The 20502-nt window shown below is 65.1% G+C and carries 16 protein-coding genes; 11 read left to right on the top strand and 5 right to left on the bottom strand.

Annotated features, from left to right (window positions below; genetic code table 11):
• Both EBS11_RS05230 and EBS11_RS05225 read left to right on the top strand, forming a co-directional pair.
• Window positions 1-1939, top strand: a 1939-nt coding sequence (locus EBS11_RS05230) for a M43 family zinc metalloprotease (protein WP_290601048.1), incomplete at its 5' end; no start/stop codon positions are given.
• 13 nt (window positions 1940-1952) lie between these two features.
• A complete protein-coding gene (locus EBS11_RS05225; RefSeq protein ID WP_290601047.1) occupies window positions 1953-2306 on the top strand; it encodes a hypothetical protein in 354 nt (117 codons plus the stop codon).
• Between the two features lie 159 nt (window positions 2307-2465).
• Here the strand turns inward: EBS11_RS05225 and parC are convergent, their stop codons facing one another.
• Window positions 2466-4820, bottom strand: a complete 2355-nt coding sequence (gene parC / locus EBS11_RS05220) for a DNA topoisomerase IV subunit A (protein WP_290601045.1) — start codon at window positions 4818-4820, stop codon at window positions 2466-2468.
• 49 nt (window positions 4821-4869) lie between these two features.
• On the bottom strand, window positions 4870-6867 hold the full coding sequence (locus tag EBS11_RS05215; RefSeq protein ID WP_290601043.1) for a DNA topoisomerase IV subunit B: 1998 nt from the start codon (window positions 6865-6867) through the stop codon (window positions 4870-4872).
• Between the two features lie 463 nt (window positions 6868-7330).
• On the opposite strand from EBS11_RS05215, the gene kdpF reads away from it, so the two are divergent.
• The 7 genes from kdpF to EBS11_RS05180 all read left to right on the top strand — a co-directional run bounded on the left by kdpF (window position 7331) and on the right by EBS11_RS05180 (window position 16282).
• On the top strand, window positions 7331-7420 hold the full coding sequence (gene kdpF, locus EBS11_RS05210) for a K(+)-transporting ATPase subunit F (RefSeq protein ID WP_034746483.1): 90 nt from the start codon (window positions 7331-7333) through the stop codon (window positions 7418-7420).
• Window positions 7420-9231, top strand: a complete 1812-nt coding sequence (gene kdpA, locus EBS11_RS05205; RefSeq protein WP_290601042.1) for a potassium-transporting ATPase subunit KdpA — start codon at window positions 7420-7422, stop codon at window positions 9229-9231. Before kdpF ends, kdpA begins: the two co-directional genes overlap by 1 nt.
• A gap of 1 nt (window position 9232) precedes the next feature.
• A complete protein-coding gene (gene kdpB, locus EBS11_RS05200; RefSeq protein ID WP_290601040.1) occupies window positions 9233-11311 on the top strand; it encodes a potassium-transporting ATPase subunit KdpB in 2079 nt (692 codons plus the stop codon).
• 10 nt (window positions 11312-11321) lie between these two features.
• The gene (gene kdpC / locus EBS11_RS05195; RefSeq protein ID WP_290601038.1) at window positions 11322-11897 is read left to right on the top strand and encodes a potassium-transporting ATPase subunit KdpC; all 576 of its coding nucleotides are present in this window, start codon (window positions 11322-11324) and stop codon (window positions 11895-11897) included.
• Between the two features lie 58 nt (window positions 11898-11955).
• The gene (locus EBS11_RS05190) at window positions 11956-14706 is read left to right on the top strand and encodes a DUF4118 domain-containing protein (RefSeq protein ID WP_290601037.1); all 2751 of its coding nucleotides are present in this window, start codon (window positions 11956-11958) and stop codon (window positions 14704-14706) included.
• The gene (kdpE, locus tag EBS11_RS05185; protein ID WP_290601036.1) at window positions 14703-15401 is read left to right on the top strand and encodes a two-component system response regulator KdpE; all 699 of its coding nucleotides are present in this window, start codon (window positions 14703-14705) and stop codon (window positions 15399-15401) included. Before EBS11_RS05190 ends, kdpE begins: the two co-directional genes overlap by 4 nt.
• 131 nt (window positions 15402-15532) lie before the next feature.
• Entirely contained in the window at window positions 15533-16282 is a 750-nt protein-coding gene (locus tag EBS11_RS05180) for a TorF family putative porin (RefSeq protein WP_290601035.1), read from the top strand.
• A gap of 74 nt (window positions 16283-16356) precedes the next feature.
• Here EBS11_RS05180 and EBS11_RS05175 read toward each other — a convergent pair whose 3' ends face one another.
• From EBS11_RS05175 to EBS11_RS05165, 3 genes are read right to left on the bottom strand one after another with little or no spacing between them, the layout of a single operon-like run.
• Window positions 16357-16908 carry a ParA family protein gene (locus EBS11_RS05175; RefSeq protein ID WP_290601034.1) on the bottom strand — a complete coding sequence of 184 codons (552 nt, stop codon included), beginning with the start codon at window positions 16906-16908 and terminating at the stop codon, window positions 16357-16359.
• Window positions 16886-17917: a 4-hydroxy-tetrahydrodipicolinate synthase gene (gene dapA / locus EBS11_RS05170; RefSeq protein WP_290601033.1), complete on the bottom strand. Its 1032-nt coding sequence runs from the start codon at window positions 17915-17917 to the stop codon at window positions 16886-16888. The genes EBS11_RS05175 and dapA overlap by 23 nt, the downstream gene beginning before the upstream one ends.
• A complete protein-coding gene (locus EBS11_RS05165) occupies window positions 17914-18213 on the bottom strand; it encodes a hypothetical protein (RefSeq protein ID WP_290601032.1) in 300 nt (99 codons plus the stop codon). The genes dapA and EBS11_RS05165 overlap by 4 nt, the downstream gene beginning before the upstream one ends.
• Window positions 18214-18431: 218 nt before the next feature.
• Here EBS11_RS05165 and EBS11_RS05160 point away from each other — a divergent pair, with 218 nt between their 5' ends.
• A complete protein-coding gene (locus EBS11_RS05160) occupies window positions 18432-19424 on the top strand; it encodes a type 1 glutamine amidotransferase (RefSeq protein WP_290601030.1) in 993 nt (330 codons plus the stop codon).
• Window positions 19421-20500 (top strand): alginate lyase family protein, encoded by a 1080-nt coding sequence (locus tag EBS11_RS05155; RefSeq protein WP_290601029.1) that lies wholly within the window; start codon window positions 19421-19423, stop codon window positions 20498-20500. The genes EBS11_RS05160 and EBS11_RS05155 overlap by 4 nt, the downstream gene beginning before the upstream one ends.
• Window positions 20501-20502: the final 2 nt, after the last annotated feature.

The raw sequence follows: 20502 nt of genomic DNA, 5'->3' as shown, positions 1-20502 counted from the left end.
GCATCGTCGCTTGCTGAGCGAAGATCCGTCGTACGCGCGCGTACGCGCAGACATTGAAAACCTGGCGGGCCTGTACGAGGGCGACAGCGGCATTACCGGGCGCTCCGGCGTGACGCAGATACCGGTGGTGGTACATGTCGTGTGGAATACGGCCGCGCAGAATATCTCGGACGCGCAGGTCGCCAGCCAGATCGACGTGCTGAACCGCGATTATCGGCACGCCAATGCCGACGTGGGCAATACGCCTGCGCCATTCCTGCCGCTGACGGCCGATGCGCGCGTCGAGTTTGCGCTGGCCACGACGGATCCGAATGGCGCGGCCACCAGTGGCATCGAGCGGCGCCAGACGACGGTGACGTCGTTTGGCGCCGACGACGCCGTCAAATCGCAGGCGACGGGCGGCATGAATGCGTGGCCGGCCGATACCTACCTCAATATCTGGGTCTGCCAGCTGGGTGGCGGCTTGCTGGGCTACGCGCAATTTCCCGGCGGGCCGGCAGCCACCGATGGCGTGGTGATCCTGCAATCGGCCTTCGGCACCGTCGGCACGGCTGCACCCCCCTTCCACCTGGGCCGCACGGCCACGCACGAAATCGGGCACTGGCTCAATCTGCACCATATCTGGGGTGACGATGGCACGGGCTGCTCGGGCACGGACTACGTGGCCGACACGCCGAACCAGGGCGGGCCGAATACGGGCCAGCCTTCGTTCCCGCATATTTCCTGCAGCAATGGACCGAATGGCGACATGTTCATGAACTACATGGACTACGTGGACGATCCTGCCATGTTCATGTTCACGGCGGGCCAGGTGGCGCGCATGCAGGCTTGCCTCGATGGCCCGCGCGCCAGCGTTGGCACGGGAACCGGTGGAGGCGGGGGCGGCGCCACGCCGCGCCAGAGTTCCTCGCCTGTCGTGGCCTGGGGCGCGAACCGCCTCGACGTGTTCGTGCTGGGCACGGACCGTGCGCTGTATCACAAGGACTGGAACGGCACGGCCTGGGCGCCGTCGGTCACCGGCTACGAAGGACAGGGCGGCATCTGTACCAGCGCGCCGCAGGTGGTATCGTGGGCACCGAACCGGCTCGATGTCTTCGTCACGGGCACGGACAGCGGCTTGTTCCACAAATGGTGGGATGGCACGGCCTGGGGACCGTCGCTGACGGGCTATGAAGCCATGGGCGGCCTGTGCGTGGGCGACCCGCGCGCCGTGGCCTGGGGACCGAACCGTCTGGACGTGTTTGTCGTCGGCACGGACCGGGGCCTGTATCACAAGTGGTGGAACGGCGCCGCCTGGGGACCGTCGCTGACGGGCTACGAAGCCATGGGCGGCATCTGTCTGGGGCAGCCCGAAGCGGTCGCGTGGGGAGCGAACCGTCTGGATGTGTTTGTCATTGGCACGGACCGTGCCCTGTATCACAAATGGTGGGACGGCACGGCCTGGGGCCCGTCGCTGACGGGCTATGAACGCTTGGGCGGCATCTGCACCTCGTCGCCGAAAGCCGTGGCCTGGGGACCGAACCGTCTCGACGTATTTGTCACGGGCACCGATGGCGCCCTGTACCATAAATGGTGGGATGGCACGCAATGGGGACCATCCATCGATGGTTTCGAACGCCTGGGCGGCATCTGCGTAGGGGAAGTGGAAGCCGTGTCGTGGGCCGCCAACCGGCTGGACGTGTTCGTCATCGGCACGGACAGCGCCCTGTACCACAAGGCGTGGAATGGAACGGCCTGGACGCCGTCGGCGACGGGTTTCGAAAGCCTGGGCGGTATTTGTACGTCCCGTCCGCGTGCCACGGCCTGGGCGGCGAACCGCCTTGACGTATTTGTCACGGGAACGAACGGCGCCTTGTTTCACAAGGCATGGAACGGCACGGCCTGGTCGCCATCCGTGAATGGCTATGAAAGCCTGGGCGGCGTGGTATCGTGCTTCTGAGGGAGGGAGCATCATGCACGGCATGACAGGAGCACTGCCCGGCGGCAGCTGGACGCACTCGTTCGAGGAAGACGCGGACGGCATCGAGGTGTACCGGCCGACGGCCACGTTCGCCTTTCCACCCAGCCGCAAGGGGCGCAAGGTGCTGCAGTTCGATACGGGGAGCGGCACGCCCGAGAGCGCAAGCGCCACCCTGACGTCCATGGCCCCTGGTCCCGATGACCGGCCCCGCGCCGGGCCAGCCGCGCAATTGCGGCCGCTGGGCATGGGCCGCTATGCCCTGGCCGGCACGGCAGACGCACCGCAAGACGTGATTGAAATCGTCGAGGCGACGCCAGAAGTCCTCAAGCTGAAGCGGGAGCGCTAGACGCAACCTGCGCCGGCTGGGCACTAGCGCAAGCGGCCAGCCTGCCTGGCAGGACACGCCGTTGTGCCCGCGTGTACTCCTGCATGGCGATGGCGAAAAAAAAGACAGGCAAGCCTGTCTTTTTGTCTTACGCATGTATCTGCCGAGTACAACCGACTCTTAGCCGATGGCTGCCATGGAAACGGGCTTCAGCTTGGCAGCCAGCTGCTTGCCCTTGCGCGCGCGCTTGCCGAAATGGTCGGCCAGGGCGGTGGCGCCCAGCGATGCTTCCTGCGGTTTCGACGCCCGGCCGATACCCGAGACCACCACGCCGCGCTGCGTGATCGGCTGCACGGCCAGCAGCTTGTCCTTGCCTTCCAGGTCGATCAGCTTCACGCCCGTGCCGCCCTTGGACAGGGTTTTCATTTCATCGAGGCCGAATACCAGCAGGCGCGCGCCTTCCGTCAGGCAGGCCACGGCGCTGGCCGCGTCCGGAATGACTTTCGGCGTCAAAGGCACGTCGCCCTCGTCCAGCGACATGAAGGCCTTGCCGCCCTTCAGCCGGCTGACCATGTCGCCCGCCTTGGCGATGAAGCCGTAGCCGGCGCTCGAGGCCAGCAGCAAACTGGTGGCGCCATTGCCCGCAAAATAATGCAGGATGCGCACGGCGTTGCCCGGCGTGCCGCCGCTCAGGTCGCACAAAGTGGTGATTGGCACGCCGTCGCCGCGGGCGTTGGGCAGCGCCGAGACGGGCACGGAATAGATCCTGCCGTTGTTGCCGAAGCCCAGCAGTGTATCGACCGTGCGGCACTCGAAGGCGCCATGCAGGGAATCTCCCGCCTTGAACGTGAATTGCGCCGCATCGTGGCCGATGCCGGTACGCGCGCGCACCCAGCCTTTTTCCGAAATGATGACGGTGACGGGTTCGTCGACCACCTTCTGTTCGGCCACGGCTTTCTGCGCTTCCTCGATCAGGGTGCGGCGCGCGTCGCCGAACTGCTTGGCGTCCGCCTCGATTTCGCGGATGATGGCGCGCTTCATCGAACCCGGGTTGTCGAGCAGGTCCTGCAGCGACTTTTCTTCCTTGCGCAGCTCGGCCAGCTCCTGCTGGATCTTGATGGTTTCCAGGCGCGCCAGCTGGCGCAGACGGATTTCCAGGATATCGTCGGCCTGGCGCTCGGACAGTTTGAACGCCTCGATCAGGCCCGCCTTCGGTTCGTCCGAATTGCGGATGATCTGGATCACCTTGTCGATATTGAGCAGGATCGCTTCGCGTCCTTCCAGGATATGGATGCGGTCCTTGACCTTGCCCAGCTTGTAACCCGTACGGCGGGTGACGGTGGTGAAGCGGAAATCGATCCACTCGCGCAGGATGTCGCCCAGGCCCTTCTGGCGCGGACGGCCATCGCCGCCGATCATCACCAGGTTGATCGAGGTCGACGATTCCAGCGAGGTATGCGCCAGCAGCATCAGCATGAATTCCGTCTGGTCCTGGTTCTTTGACTTCGGCTCGAACACGAGGCGCACGGGGGCGGCGCGGCCCGATTCGTCGCGGATGGTGTCGAGCGAATTGAGGACCAATGCCTTCAGGGCCACCTGTTCCGGCGACAGCGCCTTCTTGCCCAGCTTGATCTTCGGATTCGTCAATTCCTCGATTTCTTCCAGCACCTTTTGCGACGAGGTACCCGGCGGCAGTTCCGTGACGACGGCTTGCCACTGGCCGCGCGCCAGTTCCTCGATCTTCCAGCGGGCGCGCACTTTCATGCTGCCACGGCCGCTAGCGTACATGTCCTGGATCTGCGAGGGCGGCGTGATGATCTGGCCGCCGCCGGGGAAGTCCGGGCCGGGCATGATGGCCATCAGTTCGGCGTGTGTGATCTTCGGATCGCGGATCATGGCCACGGCTGCCTTGGCCACTTCCGTCAGGTTGTGCGACGGGATTTCCGTCGCCAGGCCGACAGCGATGCCGGAGGCGCCGTTCAGCAGCACCATCGGCAGGCGCGCCGGCAGCAGTTTCGGTTCCTCCGTGGAACCGTCGTAGTTGGGCTGGAAATCCACCGTGCCCATGCCGATTTCATCCATCAGCAGCTTGGCGATCGGCGTCAGGCGCGCTTCCGTGTAACGCATGGCCGCCGCGCCGTCGCCGTCGCGCGAACCGAAGTTGCCCTGGCCATCGATCAGCGGGTAGCGCAGCGAGAAATCCTGCGCCATGCGCACCAGCGCGTCGTACACGGACTGGTCGCCGTGCGGGTGCAATTTACCCAGCACGTCGCCGACCACAGCCGCCGATTTGCGGGGCTTCGCCGTGGAGTTCAAGCCCAGCTCATTCATCGCGTACAGGATGCGGCGCTGCACGGGCTTCTGGCCATCGCAGACGTCGGGCAGGGCGCGGCCCTTGACCACGGAGATGGCGTAGTCGAGGTAGGCGCGCTCGGCGAAGGTGGACAGGGTCAGCGCTTCGCCGTCGAATACCGGTTCATCCGGTTCGATCGGCTCAGGCTGGGCATCGTCAAATAAATTGGTTTGTGTGGACATGGTTTATCTTGCTACTAAGGTTATCTTTTGGGGGCGCAAACTGCCAGGATCAGATGTCGGCCTCGGCTTCATTGCCGTGTTCCTCGATCCATGCGCGGCGTCCTGCCGCCTCGCCCTTGCCCATCAGCATATTGAAGCGGGCGGCGGATGTCATGTGGTCGATTTCGCCCAGGGTCACGGGCAGCAAGCGGCGCGTGTCCGGATTCATCGTCGTTTCCCACAGCTGTTCCGCATTCATCTCGCCCAGGCCCTTGAAGCGGGAAATGGACCAGGCGCCCTGTTTCACGCCTTCCTTGCGCAGCTTGTCCTCGATGGCCAGCAGTTCGCCGTCGTCGAGCGCGTAGATTTTCTGCATCGGCTTCTTGCCGCGCGCGGGCGCATCGACGCGGTACAGGGGCGGACGGGCGATGCAGATGTGCCCCTTGTTGATCAGTGCGGGGAAGTGCTTGAAGAACAGCGTCAGCAGCAGTACCTGGATGTGCGAGCCGTCCACGTCCGCATCGGACAGGATGCAGATCTTGCCATAGCGCAGGCCCGACAGGTCGGGCGTGTCGCCGATGCTGTGCGGGTCGACGCCGATGGCCACCGCGATATCGTGGATCTCGTTATTCGCGAACAGGCGGTCGCGGTCTGTTTCCCACGAGTTCAGGACCTTGCCGCGCAGGGGCAGAATCGCCTGGAATTCCTTGTCGCGGCCCATCTTGGCCGAACCGCCCGCCGAGTCACCCTCGACGAGGAACAGTTCATTGCGCGTGATGTCCGACGATTCGCAGTCGGTCAGCTTGCCCGGCAGGACGGCCACGCCCGAGGATTTTTTCTTTTCCACTTTCTGCAGCGAGCGCTGGCGCGACTGCGCCTGCTTGATCACCAGCTCGGCCAGCTTCTTGCCGTAGTCGACGTGCTGGTTCAGCCACAGTTCCAGTGGCGGTTTTGTGAAGGTCGAGACGAGGCGCACGGCGTCGCGCGAGTTCAGGCGTTCCTTGATCTGGCCCTGGAATTGCGGGTCCAGCACCTTGGCCGACAGCACGAAGGAAGCGCGCGCAAACACGTCTTCCGGCAGCAATTTGACACCTTTCGGCAGCAGCGAGTGCATCTCGACGAAGTTTTTCACGGCGCCGAACAGGCCGTCGCGCAAGCCCGATTCGTGCGTGCCGCCGTTCGAGGTGGGAATCAGGTTGACATACGATTCGCGAACGATGGCGCCTTCTTCCGTCCACGCGACCACCCAGGCGGCGCCTTCGCCTTCGGCAAAGCCTTCCGAGTCCGGCCCCGCATATTGCGCGCCCTCGAACAGGGGAATCAGGGTTTCGCCATTCGATACCTGTGCCAGCGATTCGGTCAGGTAGCCGCGCAAGCCTTCCGCGTACAGCCAGGTCTGCGTATCGCCCGTCTTGGCATTGGTGAGGGTGACGGTGACGCCGGGCAGCAGCACGGCTTTCGAGCGCAGCAGGCGCTGCAGCTCGGTTTGCGAAATGTTCGGCGAATCAAAATACTTCGGATCGGGCCAGGCGGTGACGCGCGTGCCGGACTTCTTGCCGTCGCGCGGGGCAGGGCGGGAATTCAAGGGCTCGATCACGTCGCCATTCGCAAACACCATGTGATGCAAGCCGTTGCCGTCGCTTTCCTTGCGCCAGACGGTGATTTCCAGGCGCGAGGACAGCGCATTGGTGACGGACACGCCGACGCCGTGCAAGCCGCCCGAAAACGCGTAGGCGCCGCCTGAACCCTTGTCGAACTTGCCGCCCGCGTGCAGCCGCGTAAACACGATTTCCACCGTCGGCACGCCTTCTTCCGGGTGCAGGCCGACGGGAATGCCGCGGCCATTGTCTTCGACGGTGATGCTGCCATCCGTGTTTTGCGTCACGGCGATGTGCGTGCAATGACCGCCCAGCGCCTCGTCGGAGGCATTGTCGATCACTTCCTGAATGATGTGCAGCGGATTTTCAGTGCGGGTGTACATCCCCGGGCGCTGCTTGACGGGTTCCAGTCCTTTCAGGACACGGATGGATGATTCGCTGTAGTCGGATGCTGGTTTTTTAGTGGCCATACGTGTTCAAGCTAAATAAAGACTAGGGTTGGAACGCCAGGCCGGGGCACTGCGCGGCGCAGTGACAGCGGCGGCGATAACTGTATGAATATACAGTATATCCCGTCCAGCGTCACTGGGGGAGGGCAGTGCGGCAGGCTAGGCGTCCTTGTGCGGACGCTCGCGCATTCTATCTTGTCCCGCGAGCAATAGCGCTACTCCGGGGCAACAACGGTGCGCCATGCGCGCGGTTTGGCGCCAATTGTGAAGGATTTTATGCGGTAAAGCCGCCATTTTTACATCTTGTTTACAGCCGCCTCCCCAGTCTTTACGAATTTTTTAGACCCTTTTGGCTAATCTGCTCACTATCAAAACAAACCTGTATGAGGGTGGGAATGGACATCGTGTATCTCGGCTTGATTGCCGTTTTTTTCGTCGTGGTGGCCGGCTTTGCCGTGGCCTGCGACAAACTGGGGAGCGTCAAATGAATGCCTTTTATGTGCTGGGCGCCGTCGTCTCGGCCGGCCTGCTCGTGTACCTGCTGGTGGCGCTGCTGAAGGCGGAGGAACTGTGATGACGACGCAATCGATACTCCTGCTGGCCGCTTTCCTGGCCGTGCTGCTGGCGGGCGCTTACCCGCTGGGCCTGTACATGGCGAAGGTGGCCGGCGATGCGCCCGTGCGCGGGCTGGGCTGGCTGCAAAAGCTGGAAAACCTGCTGTACCGCTGGTCCGGCCTGCCCGCCGACAAGGCCATGGGCTGGAAAAGCTATGCGATTGCCCTGATCGTCTTCAATACCGTGGGCGCCTTCTTTGTCTACGGCCTGCAGCGCCTGCAGGGCTTCTTGCCCTTGAATCCACAGGGACTCGGCGCCGTCAGCCCCGATTCCTCGTTCAATACCACCATCAGCTTCGTCGCCAACACCAACTGGCAGGGCTACGGCGGAGAACAGACCATGAGCTACCTGACGCAGATGCTGGGCATGGCGTGCCAGAATTTCTTCTCGGCCGCCACCGGCATCGCCGTGATCTTTGCGCTGGTGCGCGGCTTTGCCTCGCGCTCGGGCAAATCGATCGGCAACTTTTGGGTCGACCTGGTGCGCTCCACGCTGTATATCCTGCTGCCGCTGTCCCTGGCCCTGTCTGTGGTCTTCATGGGCGAAGGCATGATCCAGAATTTTTCGCCGTACAAGGAAGTGACCCTGCTCGACCAGGTGGCGTATGAAACGCCGAAGGTCGCGGCCGATGGCCAAGCCGTGCTCGATGCGGCAGGCAAGCCCGTGATGGAGGCGCAAGTGGCAACCACGCAGACCATCGCCATGGGCCCCGTCGCCTCGCAGGAATCGATCAAGCTGCTGGGAACGAATGGCGGCGGCTTCTTCAATGCCAACTCCGCCCACCCGTATGAAAATCCCACCGCGCTGTCGAACTTCCTGCAGATGCTGGCCATCTTCCTCATTCCCGCCGGCCTGTGCTTCACTTTTGGCAGCATGGCGGGCGACATGCGCCAGGGCTGGGCCGTGCTGGCCGCCATGACGCTGATCTTTGTCGTCATGACGGCGGGCGTGATGAGCGCCGAGCAGCAAGCCAATCCTGCCCTGCAGGCGTTGGGCGTGGACCAGCAGGCCAGCAGCCTGCAAGCGGGCGGCAATATGGAAGGCAAGGAAACGCGCTTCGGCATCAGCTCCTCGACCTTGTTCGCGGCAGTGACGACGGCGGCATCGTGTGGCGCCGTCAACTCCATGCACGATTCCTACATGCCCTTGGGCGGCATGGTGCCGCTACTGCTGATGCAGTTCGGCGAAGTGATCTTCGGCGGCGTGGGCACGGGCCTGTACGGCATGCTGATGTTCGCCATCCTGGCTGTCTTCATCGCCGGCCTGATGATAGGCCGCACGCCGGAATACCTGGGCAAGAAAATCCAGGCCTATGAAATGAAGATGGTCTCGTTGGCCATCCTGGTGACGCCGGCCCTGGTGCTGACGGGTACGGCGATCGCCGTGATGGTGGAGCCGGGAACGGTGGGCGTGGCCAATCCGGGCGCGCATGGTTTCTCTGAAATCCTGTATGCCTTCACCTCGGCCGCCAACAACAACGGCAGCGCATTTGCCGGCCTGTCCGCCAACACGCCGTTCTACAACGTGATGCTGGCGATCGCCATGTGGTTCGGTCGTTTCGCCGTCATCGTGCCCGTGCTGGCGGTGGCCGGTTCGCTGGCGGGCAAGCAGCGCCTGTCGGCCAATGCCGGCACCATGCCCACGCATGGCCCCATGTTCATCGGCCTGCTGATCGGTGTTGTCGTGCTGGTCGGCGTGCTCAATTACGTTCCCGCGCTGGCCCTGGGCCCGATCGTCGAACACCTGCAACTTTTCACCCGAGGCCAATAAAATGTCACGCACAAGCCTGACCTTGTTCGATTCCGCACTGATCGGCCCCGCCGTCGTCGATGCGTTCAAAAAACTCGACCCCCGCACGCAGTGGCGCAGCCCCGTGATGTTCGTCGTCTACGTGGGCAGCATCATCACGACCCTGCTGGCCATCCAGGCCCTGAATGGCCAGGGCGAGGCGCCGTTCGGCTTCATCGTCGCCGTCGCCGTCTGGCTATGGTTTACCGTGCTGTTCGCGAATTTCGCCGAAGCGCTGGCCGAGGGCCGCAGCAAGGCGCAGGCGGCTTCCCTGCGCGCCTTGAAGCAGACGGTGATGGCAAAGAAAATGCAGACGCCGAAGTACGGCACCTCCTGGCTGCCCACGCCGGCCACCGATTTGCGCAAGGGCATGACGGTGCTGGTCGAAGCGGGCGACGTGATTCCCGCCGACGGCGAAGTGACGGCCGGCGTGGCTTCCGTCGATGAAAGCGCCATTACGGGCGAATCGGCGCCAGTCATCCGCGAGTCGGGCGGCGACTTTTCCGCCGTGACGGGCGGCACCCGCGTGCTGTCGGACTGGCTGCTGGTGCGCGTTTCCGTCAACCCGGGCGAAGCCTTCATCGACCGCATGATCGCCATGGTCGAAGGCGCCAAGCGCCAGAAGACGCCGAATGAAATCGCCCTGACGATCCTGCTCGTGGCCCTGTCCATCGTCTTCCTGATCGTCACCGTGACCCTGCTGCCGTATTCGCTGTTTTCCGTGGCGGCGGCCGGCAGTGGCACGCCGGTGACCATCACCGTGCTGATCGCGCTGCTCGTGTGCCTGATTCCGACCACCATCGGCGGCCTGCTGTCGGCCATCGGCGTGGCCGGCATGAGCCGCATGATGCAGGCCAACGTGATCGCCACGTCGGGACGCGCCGTGGAGGCGGCCGGCGACGTCGACGTACTGCTGCTCGATAAAACCGGCACCATCACCCTGGGCAACCGCCAGGCGTCGAGCTTCGTGCCGGCGCCCGGCGTGACGGAGCAGCAGCTGGCCGACGCGGCGCAGCTGGCTTCCCTGGCCGATGAAACGCCGGAAGGGCGCAGCATCGTCGTGCTGGCCAAGCAGAAGTTCAATATCCGCGAGCGCGAGATGGGCAACCTGCACGCCACCTTCGTGCCCTTCACGGCACAGACGCGCATGAGCGGCGTGGACATTCCCGGCGAACAGCAGGTGCGCCAGCTGCGCAAGGGCGCGGCCGACTCCATGAAAAAATACGTGGAAGCGCTGGGCCAGCCGTATCCGGACGACGTGGCGCGCGCCGTCGACGATATCGCCCGCCGCGGCAGCACGCCGCTGGTGGTGGTCGACGATGGCCGCGTCATGGGCGCCGTGGAGCTGAAGGACATCGTCAAGGGCGGCATCAAGGAACGCTTTGCGGAACTGCGCCGCATGGGCATCAAGACCGTCATGATCACGGGCGACAACAAGCTGACGGCGGCGGCCATCGCCGCCGAGGCGGGCGTGGACGACTTCCTCGCCGAGGCGACGCCGGAAGACAAGCTGAAACTCATCCGCAGCTACCAGTCCGAAGGCCGGCTGGTGGCGATGACGGGTGACGGCACCAACGACGCGCCGGCGCTGGCCCAGGCTGACGTGGCCGTGGCGATGAACTCGGGCACGCAGGCGGCCAAGGAGGCGGGCAATATGGTGGACCTCGATTCGAACCCCACCAAGCTGCTGGAAATCGTCGAAATCGGCAAGCAGATGCTGATGACGCGCGGTTCGCTGACGACGTTCTCGATCTCGAACGACATCGCCAAGTACTTCGCCATCATCCCGGCCGCCTTCGTGGGCACCTATCCGCAACTGAAGGCGCTCGACATCATGCAGCTGGCCAGTCCCGCCTCGGCCATCATGTCGGCCGTGATCTTCAATGCCTTGATCATCGTCGTGCTGATTCCGCTGGCCTTGAAAGGCGTGCAATACCGGGCCATCGGCGCGGCCATGCTGTTGCGCCGCAACTTGCTGATCTATGGCGTGGGCGGGATCATCCTGCCCTTCATCGGCATCAAGCTGATCGACATGCTGCTGTCCGCACTCAATCTCGTCTAAAGGAACCATCATGAGCACCATCGTACGTCCCGCCCTGGTCCTGTTTGCCGCGCTGACCGTGATCTGCGGCGTCGTCTATCCGTTTGCCACGGCCGGTATCGGCCAGCTGGCTTTCCATGACGAAGCCAATGGCAGCATCGTCGAGCGGGCTGGCAAGCCCGTCGGCTCGACGCTGATCGGCCAATCCTTCACCTCGCCCAAGTACTTCTGGGGCCGCCCATCGGCCACCGCGCCGATGGCCAATAATGGCGCCGGTTCGGGCGGTTCCAACCTGGGGCCGACGAATCCGGCCCTGGTGGACGCTGTCAAGGCGCGCATCGCGGCCCTGCAGGCGGCCGACCCGGGCAACCGCAACCCCATTCCCGTCGATCTGGTGACGGCGTCGGGCAGCGGTCTGGACCCGGAAATCAGCCTGGCAGGCGCCCTGTACCAGGCGCCGCGCGTGGCCCGCGTGCGCGCCATGCCGCTGGCGCAGGTGGAAAATGCCATCGCCAAGGTACAGAAAACCGCATATATCGGCTTTTTCGGCGAAGCGCGCGTGAATGTGCTGGAACTGAATCTGGCGCTCGATGCGGCGCAGAAGTAAGATGATGTCGGGGCAAAGCCGCCGGTTTTGCCCCCAATGTTGACCTTAAAAGAGATCCATGCTTCCCAACGACAGCCAACGCCCCGACCCTGATGCCCTGCTGGCGCAGGTGCAGGCGCAGGAAAAGAAAGCCGCGCGCGGCAGGCTGCGCATTTATTTCGGCGCCTCGGCCGGCGTGGGCAAGACCTACGCGATGCTGGCCGCCGCCCGCAAGTTGCTGGCCGATGGCCAGGCTTTGCTGGTGGGCGTGGTGGAGACGCATGGGCGCCAGGATACGGCAGCCCTGCTGGAAGGCTTGCCCGTGCTGCCCCTCAAGGCGATCGAGTACCGCGGCAAGACGCTGTTCGAGTTCGACCTGGACGAAGCGCTGCGCCGCGCGCCGCCCCTGATACTGATGGATGAACTGGCGCACTCGAACGTGGCCGGTTCACGCCATCCGAAGCGCTGGCAGGATGTCGAGGAATTGCTGGCGGCGGGCATCGACGTGCTCTCGACCGTCAACGTGCAGCACCTGGAAAGCCTCAACGACGTGGTGGGCGGGATTACGGGCGTGCGCGTGGCCGAAACCTTGCCCGATACGGTGTTCGACCGCGCCGATGAAGTGGTGCTGGTCGATATTCCCGCCGACGAACTGCTGCGCCGCCTGAAGCAGGGCAAGGTATATCAGGCGCAGCAGGCGGAGAGGGCGTCGCAGCATTTTTTCCGCAAGGGGAATTTGATCGCCTTACGCGAACTGGCCTTGCGCCGCACGGCGGACCGGGTGCAGGATGACGTGCAGGCCTATCGCGTGGAGAAATCCATCAATCCCGTCTGGAAGACGGGCGCCGCGCTGCTGGCTTGCGTGGGGCCGCGCGCGGGGGGCGAACACGTGATCCGCAGCACGGCGCGCCTGGCCAGCCAGCTGAACGCCGAATGGCATGCGTTGTACGTGGAAACACCGCGCTTGCAGCGCCTGCCCGCGACCGAGCGCGAGCGCATCCTGAAAACCCTGAAACTGGCGCAGGACCTGGGTGCGCGCACGGCCGTCAATCCGTCCGCCGACATCGCCGCCGCCGTGGTCGACTATGCGCGCAATGCGAACATCTCGAAAGTCATCGTCGGGCGTGGCTGCGCCGGCGCGCTGGTGCGCCTGTGGAAGGCACCGCCGGCTGTGCGCATGGCCAGCCTGGCACCCGATATCGACCTGATCGAGGTGGGCTTGCCGCCGGCCGATGCGCCCGCGCGGCGCGCGGCAGGCGACGCGGCACCGCCGCCGCGCCGGGCTTCGCGCCACTGGCGCTACCTCCTGGCAGCTGGCGCCAGCCTGGCCACGGCGCTCGCCTCGGTACCGCTGCAGCCTTACCTGGACCTGGCCAATATCGCCATGCTGTCCCTGCTGACGGTGGTGCTGGTGGCCGTGCGCCTGGGGCGCGGGCCGGCGGCGCTGGCGAGCCTGGTGGGTGTGGCCTGCTTCGATTTCATCTTTGTGCCGCCGCGCTTTTCCTTTGCCGTGGGCGACTTCCAGTATGTGATCACGTTTGGCGTGATGCTGGCCGTGGGTTTGATTACCGGGCATTTGACGGCTGGCCTGCGCTTCCAGGCGCGCGTGGCGTCGCACCGCGAAGCCCGCGCGCGCGCCCTGTACGAGTTTTCGCGGGAATTGTCCGGCGTGCTGCAGACGGAGCAGATTTTCGACATCACGAAAAGCGCCATTGAACGTGCCTTCCGCGCGCGCGCCACCTTGCTGCTGCCCGATGACGAGGGACGGTTGCAGGCCCCGAATGGCGGAACGGCGCCGCTGGAGATGGACTTGGGCATCGCCCAGTGGGCCTTCGACCATGCGCAGGCAGCCGGCACGGGCACGGACACCTTGCCCGCCTCGCCGACTTTCTATCTGCCGCTGATCGCGCCCATGCGCACGCGGGGCGTGCTGGCGCTGCTGCCGCTGCAGGCGCCGCAGCATGGACGCTGGCTGCTGGTGCCGGAACAGCGCCAGCACCTCGATACCTTTGCCGCGCTGGCGGCCATCGCCCTCGAACGCGTGCATTACATCGAGGTGGCGCAGGGTGCGCTGGTGCAGATGGAGTCGGAACGGCTGCGCAATTCGCTGCTGGCAGCCCTGTCGCATGACTTGCGCACGCCATTGACGTCTCTCGTGGGCCTGGCCGAGTCGCTGGCCTTGTCGCGGCCCGCCTTGTCGCCCGCGCAGCTGGACATGGCCCGTTCGCTGCAGTCCGAAACCGTGCGCATGAGCGCCCTGGTGGCGAACTTGCTGGACATGGCGCGCATCGAGAGCGGCAATGTGCGCCTGAACCTGCAATGGCAGGCGCTGGAGGAAGTGGTGGGCAGTGCGCTGCGTGCCAGCGGTCCGCAATTGCAGCAGCATAAAGTACAGACGCAGCTGGCGCCGGACTTGCCGCTGGTGCGCTATGACGCCGTGCTGGTCGAGCGCGTGTTGTGCAACCTGCTGGAAAACGCGGCCAAGTACACGCCGCCGGGCAGCACCATCAGCATCGGGGCCAGGACGCACGGCCAGTTCCTGCAGGTGACGGTGGCCGATGATGGTCCCGGCCTGCCACCGGGCCGCGAAGAAGCCATCTTTGAAAAATTCACGCGCGGCGAGCGCGAATCGAACAAACCAGGCGTGGGCCTGGGACTGGCCATCTGCCGCGCCATTGTGGAAGCGCATGGCGGCACCATCCACGCGCAGCCGCCAGCACCGGGACAGGGCGCGGCCCTGGTATTTACCTTGCCGCTGGGTACGCCGCCGGCCTTGCCGGAAGCGGAGCTGGACGACGCAAGCGATTTTGAAACAGGAAAACCATCATGAACGAACCTTCCGCCACGGCCTTGCTGGTCGAGGATGAACCGCAAATCCGCCGTTTCGTGCGCTCCGCGCTGGAAGACGAGGGCTGGCAGATTTTCGAGTCGGCCACCATGCAGCGGGGACTGATCGATGCCGGCACGCGCCGGCCCGACCTGATCGTGCTGGACCTGGGCTTACCCGATGGCGACGGCATCGATTTCATCACCGACATCCGCAAGTGGTCGGCCGTGCCCATCATCGTGCTCTCGGCGCGCGTCGACGAGGAAGACAAGATCCGTGCGCTCGATGCGGGCGCGGACGATTACCTGACCAAGCCGTTTGGCGTGGGCGAACTGCTGGCCCGCGTGCGTGCCACCCTGCGCCGCCAGCGCCAGCCCGCCGCCAGCGATGATGGCGTGGTGCAGTTCGGCGACGTGCGCGTCGACCTGAAGGACCGCCTGGTGACGCGCAACAAGCAGCTGGTGCACATGACGCCGACGGAATTCCGTTTGCTGTCCGTACTGGTGAAAAACGCGGGCAGGGTGGTCACCAATCCGCAGCTGCTGCGCGAAGTGTGGGGGCCATCGAACAGCGAGAACGGCCATTATCTGCGCATCTACATGGGCCATCTGCGCCAGAAGCTGGAAGCCGATCCGGCCCAGCCGCAGTACCTGCTGACGGAAACGGCCGTCGGCTACAGGCTGTTGCTGCCGCTCTAACACCCGTTAATCCCCTGTTTGAAAACAGGCGCCGCGCGCGCCAGGGGGATGCTTTACCCAAAATTTTGCAGCGGCGGGCCAGCTGCGCCATGTTGGCAAAGGCCCATACCACCCATGAAGAAGAAAAAACCATGAATAAAATGCTACTCGCACTCGCCGTCGCCACCGTCTTTACGGGCAGCCTGGCCCACGCGGACGAGGCCAAGCCGGATAACGAAGTCAGTTTTAATGTGGCCGGCGTGTCCGACTACCGCTACCGCGGCATCTCGCAGACGCGTTTGAAGCCGGCCCTGCAGGGCGGCTTTGATTACGTCAACAACCCGACGGGCCTGTATGTGGGCGCCTGGGCCTCCACCGTCAAGTGGACCAAGGACGCGGGCGGCAGCGGCGACGTGGAAGTGGACCTGTATGCGGGCAAGCGGGGCCAGTTGACCGGCGATGTTGGCTATGACGTGGGCGTGCTGGCGTATGTGTATGCGGACAACGGCTTGAAGCATGTCGCCGGCCTGGCCGACGCGGATACGCAGGAAGTCTACGGCCAGCTGTCGTATGGTCCCGCCTATGTCAAGTATTCGCACGCCGTCTCCAACCTGTTCGGCATCGTCAACAGCAAGAACAGCGGCTACCTGGATATCGGCGCGAATATCGACCTGGGCAACGGCTGGACCGGCAACCTGCACGCGGGCCACCAGAAGGTCAAAAACAATGACGCGTCGGGCTACACGGACTGGAAGGCAGGCGTCACGCGCGATTTCGGCATGGTGACGGGTGCGCTGGCCGTGATCGGCACCAACGCAGGCAAGTCCGCCTATGCCTCACCCGTGAATGGCAAATTCATGGGCAAGACGGCGCTGCAGCTGACGCTCAGCAAGACGTTTTAATTGATGGGGGAAGAGGCGGCGCATGCGCCGCCTTTTTTTGCGTGCCGGGAACGGGGCCGGACCCGGCGGAGTGCTTATGCCGCGCGGTGATGGCTGTCGAAAACGGCGCAATACAGCTGTTCCAGGCCGACCACGCGGGCGGCCGGTATCCGTGCCGCCAGGGCATGCGCGGCCGCCGCCTGCGTATCTGTCGCCAGCAGCACGCGCAGTGCAGGATTGACGCTGCGCGCATGGGCGATGCGGCGCGCCAGGCCAGTCCGTGCGGCGGCGTCCACGGTACCGTCCAGCGGCACCACCAGCACGCGCGCGGCACCCAGTGCCGAGCGGCTGCCCATGGAATCGCGGCCTTCGCTGTCGATGACGATGTCGTGATAGCAGTGCACCAGGTGCTCCAGTTCCGGCTGCAAGCCCTTGGCGCTGATGGCACGGGCCATCAGGCTGGGCGCCGTTACGCTGCCACGCATGGCGCCGGAACGCAGCTTCCCGGCGTGTGCCAGGGCTGCCTGGCGCGGATCGGCGTCGAGCAGCAGCACCTTGCGTCCGGCCAGCGCGCGCGAGGCGGCCAGCCGTCCGGCGACGATGGATTTTTCCACTCCTCCCCGATCATCCGTGATGGCGATGATCATCTTGGCGCACGGCTGGCATGATATTGGCGGCGGACACCAGCTGCAGCAGGCAGCCTTCGCGAGATTCTTCCTTGTCGCCGGCCGTCCACACGGGCAGCGCCATCAGCTGCTCCAGCGCGTCGGCCAGCGCGGCCTGGCCTGCGGCCGACATGGGCGTCATTGGCAAGCGCAGCTCTTCGCGCACCTTGCCCTGCATGGCCAGCGCCGCCTTGACGGGCGCGGGATTGGGTTCGGCGAACAGCAGGCGGATGACAGGCAGCATGGCCTTGAACAGGGCGCCGGCGGCGCCGTGGCGGCCCTGCCTGACGAGGTGGTACAGCTGCGCATACAGGTCGGGACGCACCTGGGCGGCGGCCGACATGGCGCCGTGGCCGCCCATCGACAGGCTGGCCAGCAGCAGCGCATCGTCGCCGCACAGCACGTCCAGGCGCGTCTCGAGCAGCAATTCGGCGAACTGCTGCAGCGAACCGCCCGCCTCCTTGATGGCGACGAAATGCGAGTCGCGCGCCAGCAGGGCGGCCGTGGCTGGCGTGATCTGCACGCCTGTGCGCGCCGGCACGTTGTACAGCACGATGGACTGGTCGGTGGCTGCGGCGATGGCCTGGAAGTGGCGCACGATGCCTTCCTGCGACGGGCGTACATAGGCGGGCGCGGAGATCAGCAGGCCCGCCAGCGGGTGGTCGTGGTAGCGCTGTACCGTGGCCGTGACCTGGCGCGTATCGCTGCCGCCCACGCCCATGACGACGGGGAAGCGGGGGCCGACGGCTTCGAGCACGCTGTCGAGCAGCAGGGTTTGCTCCTGCGCGTCCAGCATGGCCGCTTCGCCCGTGGTGCCGCAGACCACCAGGCCATCGATGCCGCTGGCGGCCAGTTCGCTGGCCAGCTGCTGGGCCGCCGCGAGATCGAGTTCGCCATTGCGAAACGGTGTGACCATGGGCACCCAGATGCCCTGGAAGTGCGCGGTGATGCGCGCGGAAGACATGGCGTGGTCGCAGGCGTACTGGTTCATGCGGATTTCCCCTGGCTGATGCGGCCAAATTCCGCCGCCGGCAAGAGGCGCATGACGGCATCCATGGTCAGGCGCAGGGCCGGTTCCGTCACGCACAGCCATACCTTCATGCGTGCGGCATGGTCGACCGCCTCGACGCGCATGAAGGACAGCATCGTGCCGCAGGTCTGCACGACGAGCTGGCGCAGCTGGGCCAGGCAAGCCGTGTCGACGGTGATATGCATGAGGAAGGTGGGCAGGCGGGAATGGCGGTGAGGGAGGGCTTGACGGGTATGCAGACGTGAATGGGTTTCCATGGCGGCTATGCAGCGGTGGTTGAGGTACGTTCAAGGTTAGCAGCGGGGGCGTAAAGATTCTCTAAAAAGCCGGCTTTCCCCCGTAAACAGCCTGTATGCAAGGCGCACCCGCGTGTTGCGCGGATGCCCCGCGAGTACGCTTTTGTTACAAAATTGAATCGTGCTTTCGGAAGCAGGGGTTTATATTGAAAACGTCTCCGCTTTCAGTCAGCCCCGCCATGTCAGACGAAAAAGATCCGCCGATTCCCCCTTCCAGCGAACCAGCGCCCCCTGCGCGGCCCGACCGGGTCGGTCGCGCGAGCGATGACGAGCACCGTGCGCGCGACGCGGCACCCCGCTACCTGAAGGATAACGACACGCCGCTGGCGCTGGCCTGGCGGGTACTGACGTCGCGCTACCGCTCCATGCGCGACAAGGCGGGGCGCGACTTCATGCGGCGCACGCTGCGCATCGGTATCTCGGCGCGCATTTTCCACCCCGAGCCGGGTGCCACTGGCCTGCGCAGCAAGAATTTGCAGTATCTGGAAGAGTCGATTGCCCAGTGGGTCATGTCGCGCGACGTGCTGGTGTTCATGATCCCGACCGTCAATACCAGCGGCTTGCTACACCCGAGTAACATCACCCTGCGCCACTATGCGCGCCACCTGGACGGCCTGGTGCTGCAAGGCGGCGCCGATGTCTCGCCGCAGACGTATTCCGAGACGGCCACGCGGCCTGAATGGAGCGGCGACCGCGCGCGGGACCTGTACGAACTGGAACTGCTGCACGAATTCGTCGACGCGGGCAAGCCTGTGCTGGGGATTTGCCGTGGTTGCCAACTCATTAACGTGGGCTTCGGCGGTACCCTGTACCAGGATATCGCCTCGGACGTGGAGGGCGCCACTTCGCACGTCAACGACCTGTATGACCGCCACCGCCACACCATCGTCTTCCCGAAAGGCTCGTCGCTGGCCGGCCTGTTCCCGAAGACGGGAGAGGCGCTGGTCAACTCCATCCACCACCAGTCCGTCAAGGACCTGGGGCGCGACATCACGGTGGAAGCGTATTCGCAAGGGGATAATATCGTCGAGGCCATCCGCTACCAGCGGGCACGCTTCGTCATGGGCTTGCAGTGGCACCCGGAGTTCCATTCGGCGGGCGGCGTCGAGCTGCTCGATTGCACGCCCATCCTCGATAACTTCCTGCGCGCGGCACGGGAGACGCGGTTTTGAGCGCGCACCTGATGCGCCGGCGCACGGTGCTGGCCGGCCTGCTGGCGCTGCCGCTGGCGGGCTTGCGCGCGGCGCCGCGACCGCAGGAGGAAGCGCTGGCGTTCGCCCTGACGTCGGCCGCCCGAGCCCGCACGCTCAAGGCGCGCGTGGAGCCGGTCGTCGCGGCACAGGTGGTCAAGGCGGCGCGCAAGGATGCGACGCGGCCCGTGCACCTGATGGCCGAAGTGCGCACGGGCGGCTTGCTGAAGGGAGAGGGCGGACGCGAAAAAAGCCAGCAGGCGCAGGAAGACTGGCGCCAGGCGCGGCTGCAGGCGCTGGCCTGGCGCCTCTCGGGCGAGATGGCGCATTTCGAGGCGTCGCGCCAACTGGTACTGGCCTGGACCAGCGGCTACCAGCCGTCGTTCAGCCCCGTCGACGAGACGGAGCTGGCCAGCATGCTGATGGGCTTTGACCTGATACAGGAACGCTTGAGCGGCGTGGAGCGCGAGCAGGTGCGCGCCTTTTGCCGCACCCTGGCGCAGGGCTACCTGAGTGATCCCGTCAAGGTGGGCGGGCCATCCACGGCGCGCAACAACTGGCATAGCCACCGCATCAAGATAGGAACCGCTGCCGCCTATGTGACGGGCGAGGCGCTGCTGATCGCGCGCGCGAAGGAGCGCTTCCTGGCACACGTGCCGCGCAATATCGGCGCCGGCGGCGTGCCATTTGATTTCGAGCAGCGCGACGCCCTGCATTACACCACCTACAGCCTGGAGCCGCTGCTGGCGACGGCGCTGATGGCGCAGGCGCATGGCGATGACTGGTACGGCGCACCGGAAGCGCAGCGCCTGGCCGAGGCGATGGCCTGGCTGGCGCCGTATGCGCAGGGCAGAAAGACCCACGAGGAGTTCGCGAAAAGTGCCGTGCCGTTCGACCGCAAGCGGGCGGCGGCAGGCGAAAAAGGTTTTACGGGCGCATGGGAGCGCGGCGGCGCCGCCAACGTGTACCTGCTGGCGGCGCGCTTCGATACCGCTTACTTGCCACTGGCCCTGGAACTGCGCCCGCCAGCCTGGGCGCTGGCGCTGTATGGTGCTTAGCC

The sequence above is a fragment of the Janthinobacterium sp. genome, from assembly GCF_009923995.1.
In the GTDB taxonomy this organism is placed as follows: Bacteria; Pseudomonadota; Gammaproteobacteria; order Burkholderiales; family Burkholderiaceae_D; genus Janthinobacterium.
This window is presented reverse-complemented; position numbering and strand designations above follow the sequence as displayed.

What these genes read in the sequence shown, in the direction of transcription:
- EBS11_RS05225 (WP_290601047.1), top strand. Translation starts at nt 1,953, where the DNA reads ATGCACGGCATGACAGGAGCACTGCCCGGCGGCAGCTGGACGCACTCG.
- parC (WP_290601045.1), bottom strand. Translation starts at nt 4,820, where the DNA reads ATGTCCACACAAACCAATTTATTTGACGATGCCCAGCCTGAGCCGATC.
- EBS11_RS05215 (WP_290601043.1), bottom strand. Translation starts at nt 6,867, where the DNA reads ATGGCCACTAAAAAACCAGCATCCGACTACAGCGAATCATCCATCCGT.
- kdpF (WP_034746483.1), top strand. Translation starts at nt 7,331, where the DNA reads ATGAATGCCTTTTATGTGCTGGGCGCCGTCGTCTCGGCCGGCCTGCTC.
- kdpA (WP_290601042.1), top strand. Translation starts at nt 7,420, where the DNA reads ATGACGACGCAATCGATACTCCTGCTGGCCGCTTTCCTGGCCGTGCTG.
- kdpB (WP_290601040.1), top strand. Translation starts at nt 9,233, where the DNA reads ATGTCACGCACAAGCCTGACCTTGTTCGATTCCGCACTGATCGGCCCC.
- kdpC (WP_290601038.1), top strand. Translation starts at nt 11,322, where the DNA reads ATGAGCACCATCGTACGTCCCGCCCTGGTCCTGTTTGCCGCGCTGACC.
- EBS11_RS05190 (WP_290601037.1), top strand. Translation starts at nt 11,956, where the DNA reads ATGCTTCCCAACGACAGCCAACGCCCCGACCCTGATGCCCTGCTGGCG.
- kdpE (WP_290601036.1), top strand. Translation starts at nt 14,703, where the DNA reads ATGAACGAACCTTCCGCCACGGCCTTGCTGGTCGAGGATGAACCGCAA.
- EBS11_RS05180 (WP_290601035.1), top strand. Translation starts at nt 15,533, where the DNA reads ATGAATAAAATGCTACTCGCACTCGCCGTCGCCACCGTCTTTACGGGC.
- EBS11_RS05175 (WP_290601034.1), bottom strand. Translation starts at nt 16,908, where the DNA reads ATGATCATCGCCATCACGGATGATCGGGGAGGAGTGGAAAAATCCATC.
- dapA (WP_290601033.1), bottom strand. Translation starts at nt 17,917, where the DNA reads ATGAACCAGTACGCCTGCGACCACGCCATGTCTTCCGCGCGCATCACC.
- EBS11_RS05165 (WP_290601032.1), bottom strand. Translation starts at nt 18,213, where the DNA reads ATGGAAACCCATTCACGTCTGCATACCCGTCAAGCCCTCCCTCACCGC.
- EBS11_RS05160 (WP_290601030.1), top strand. Translation starts at nt 18,432, where the DNA reads ATGTCAGACGAAAAAGATCCGCCGATTCCCCCTTCCAGCGAACCAGCG.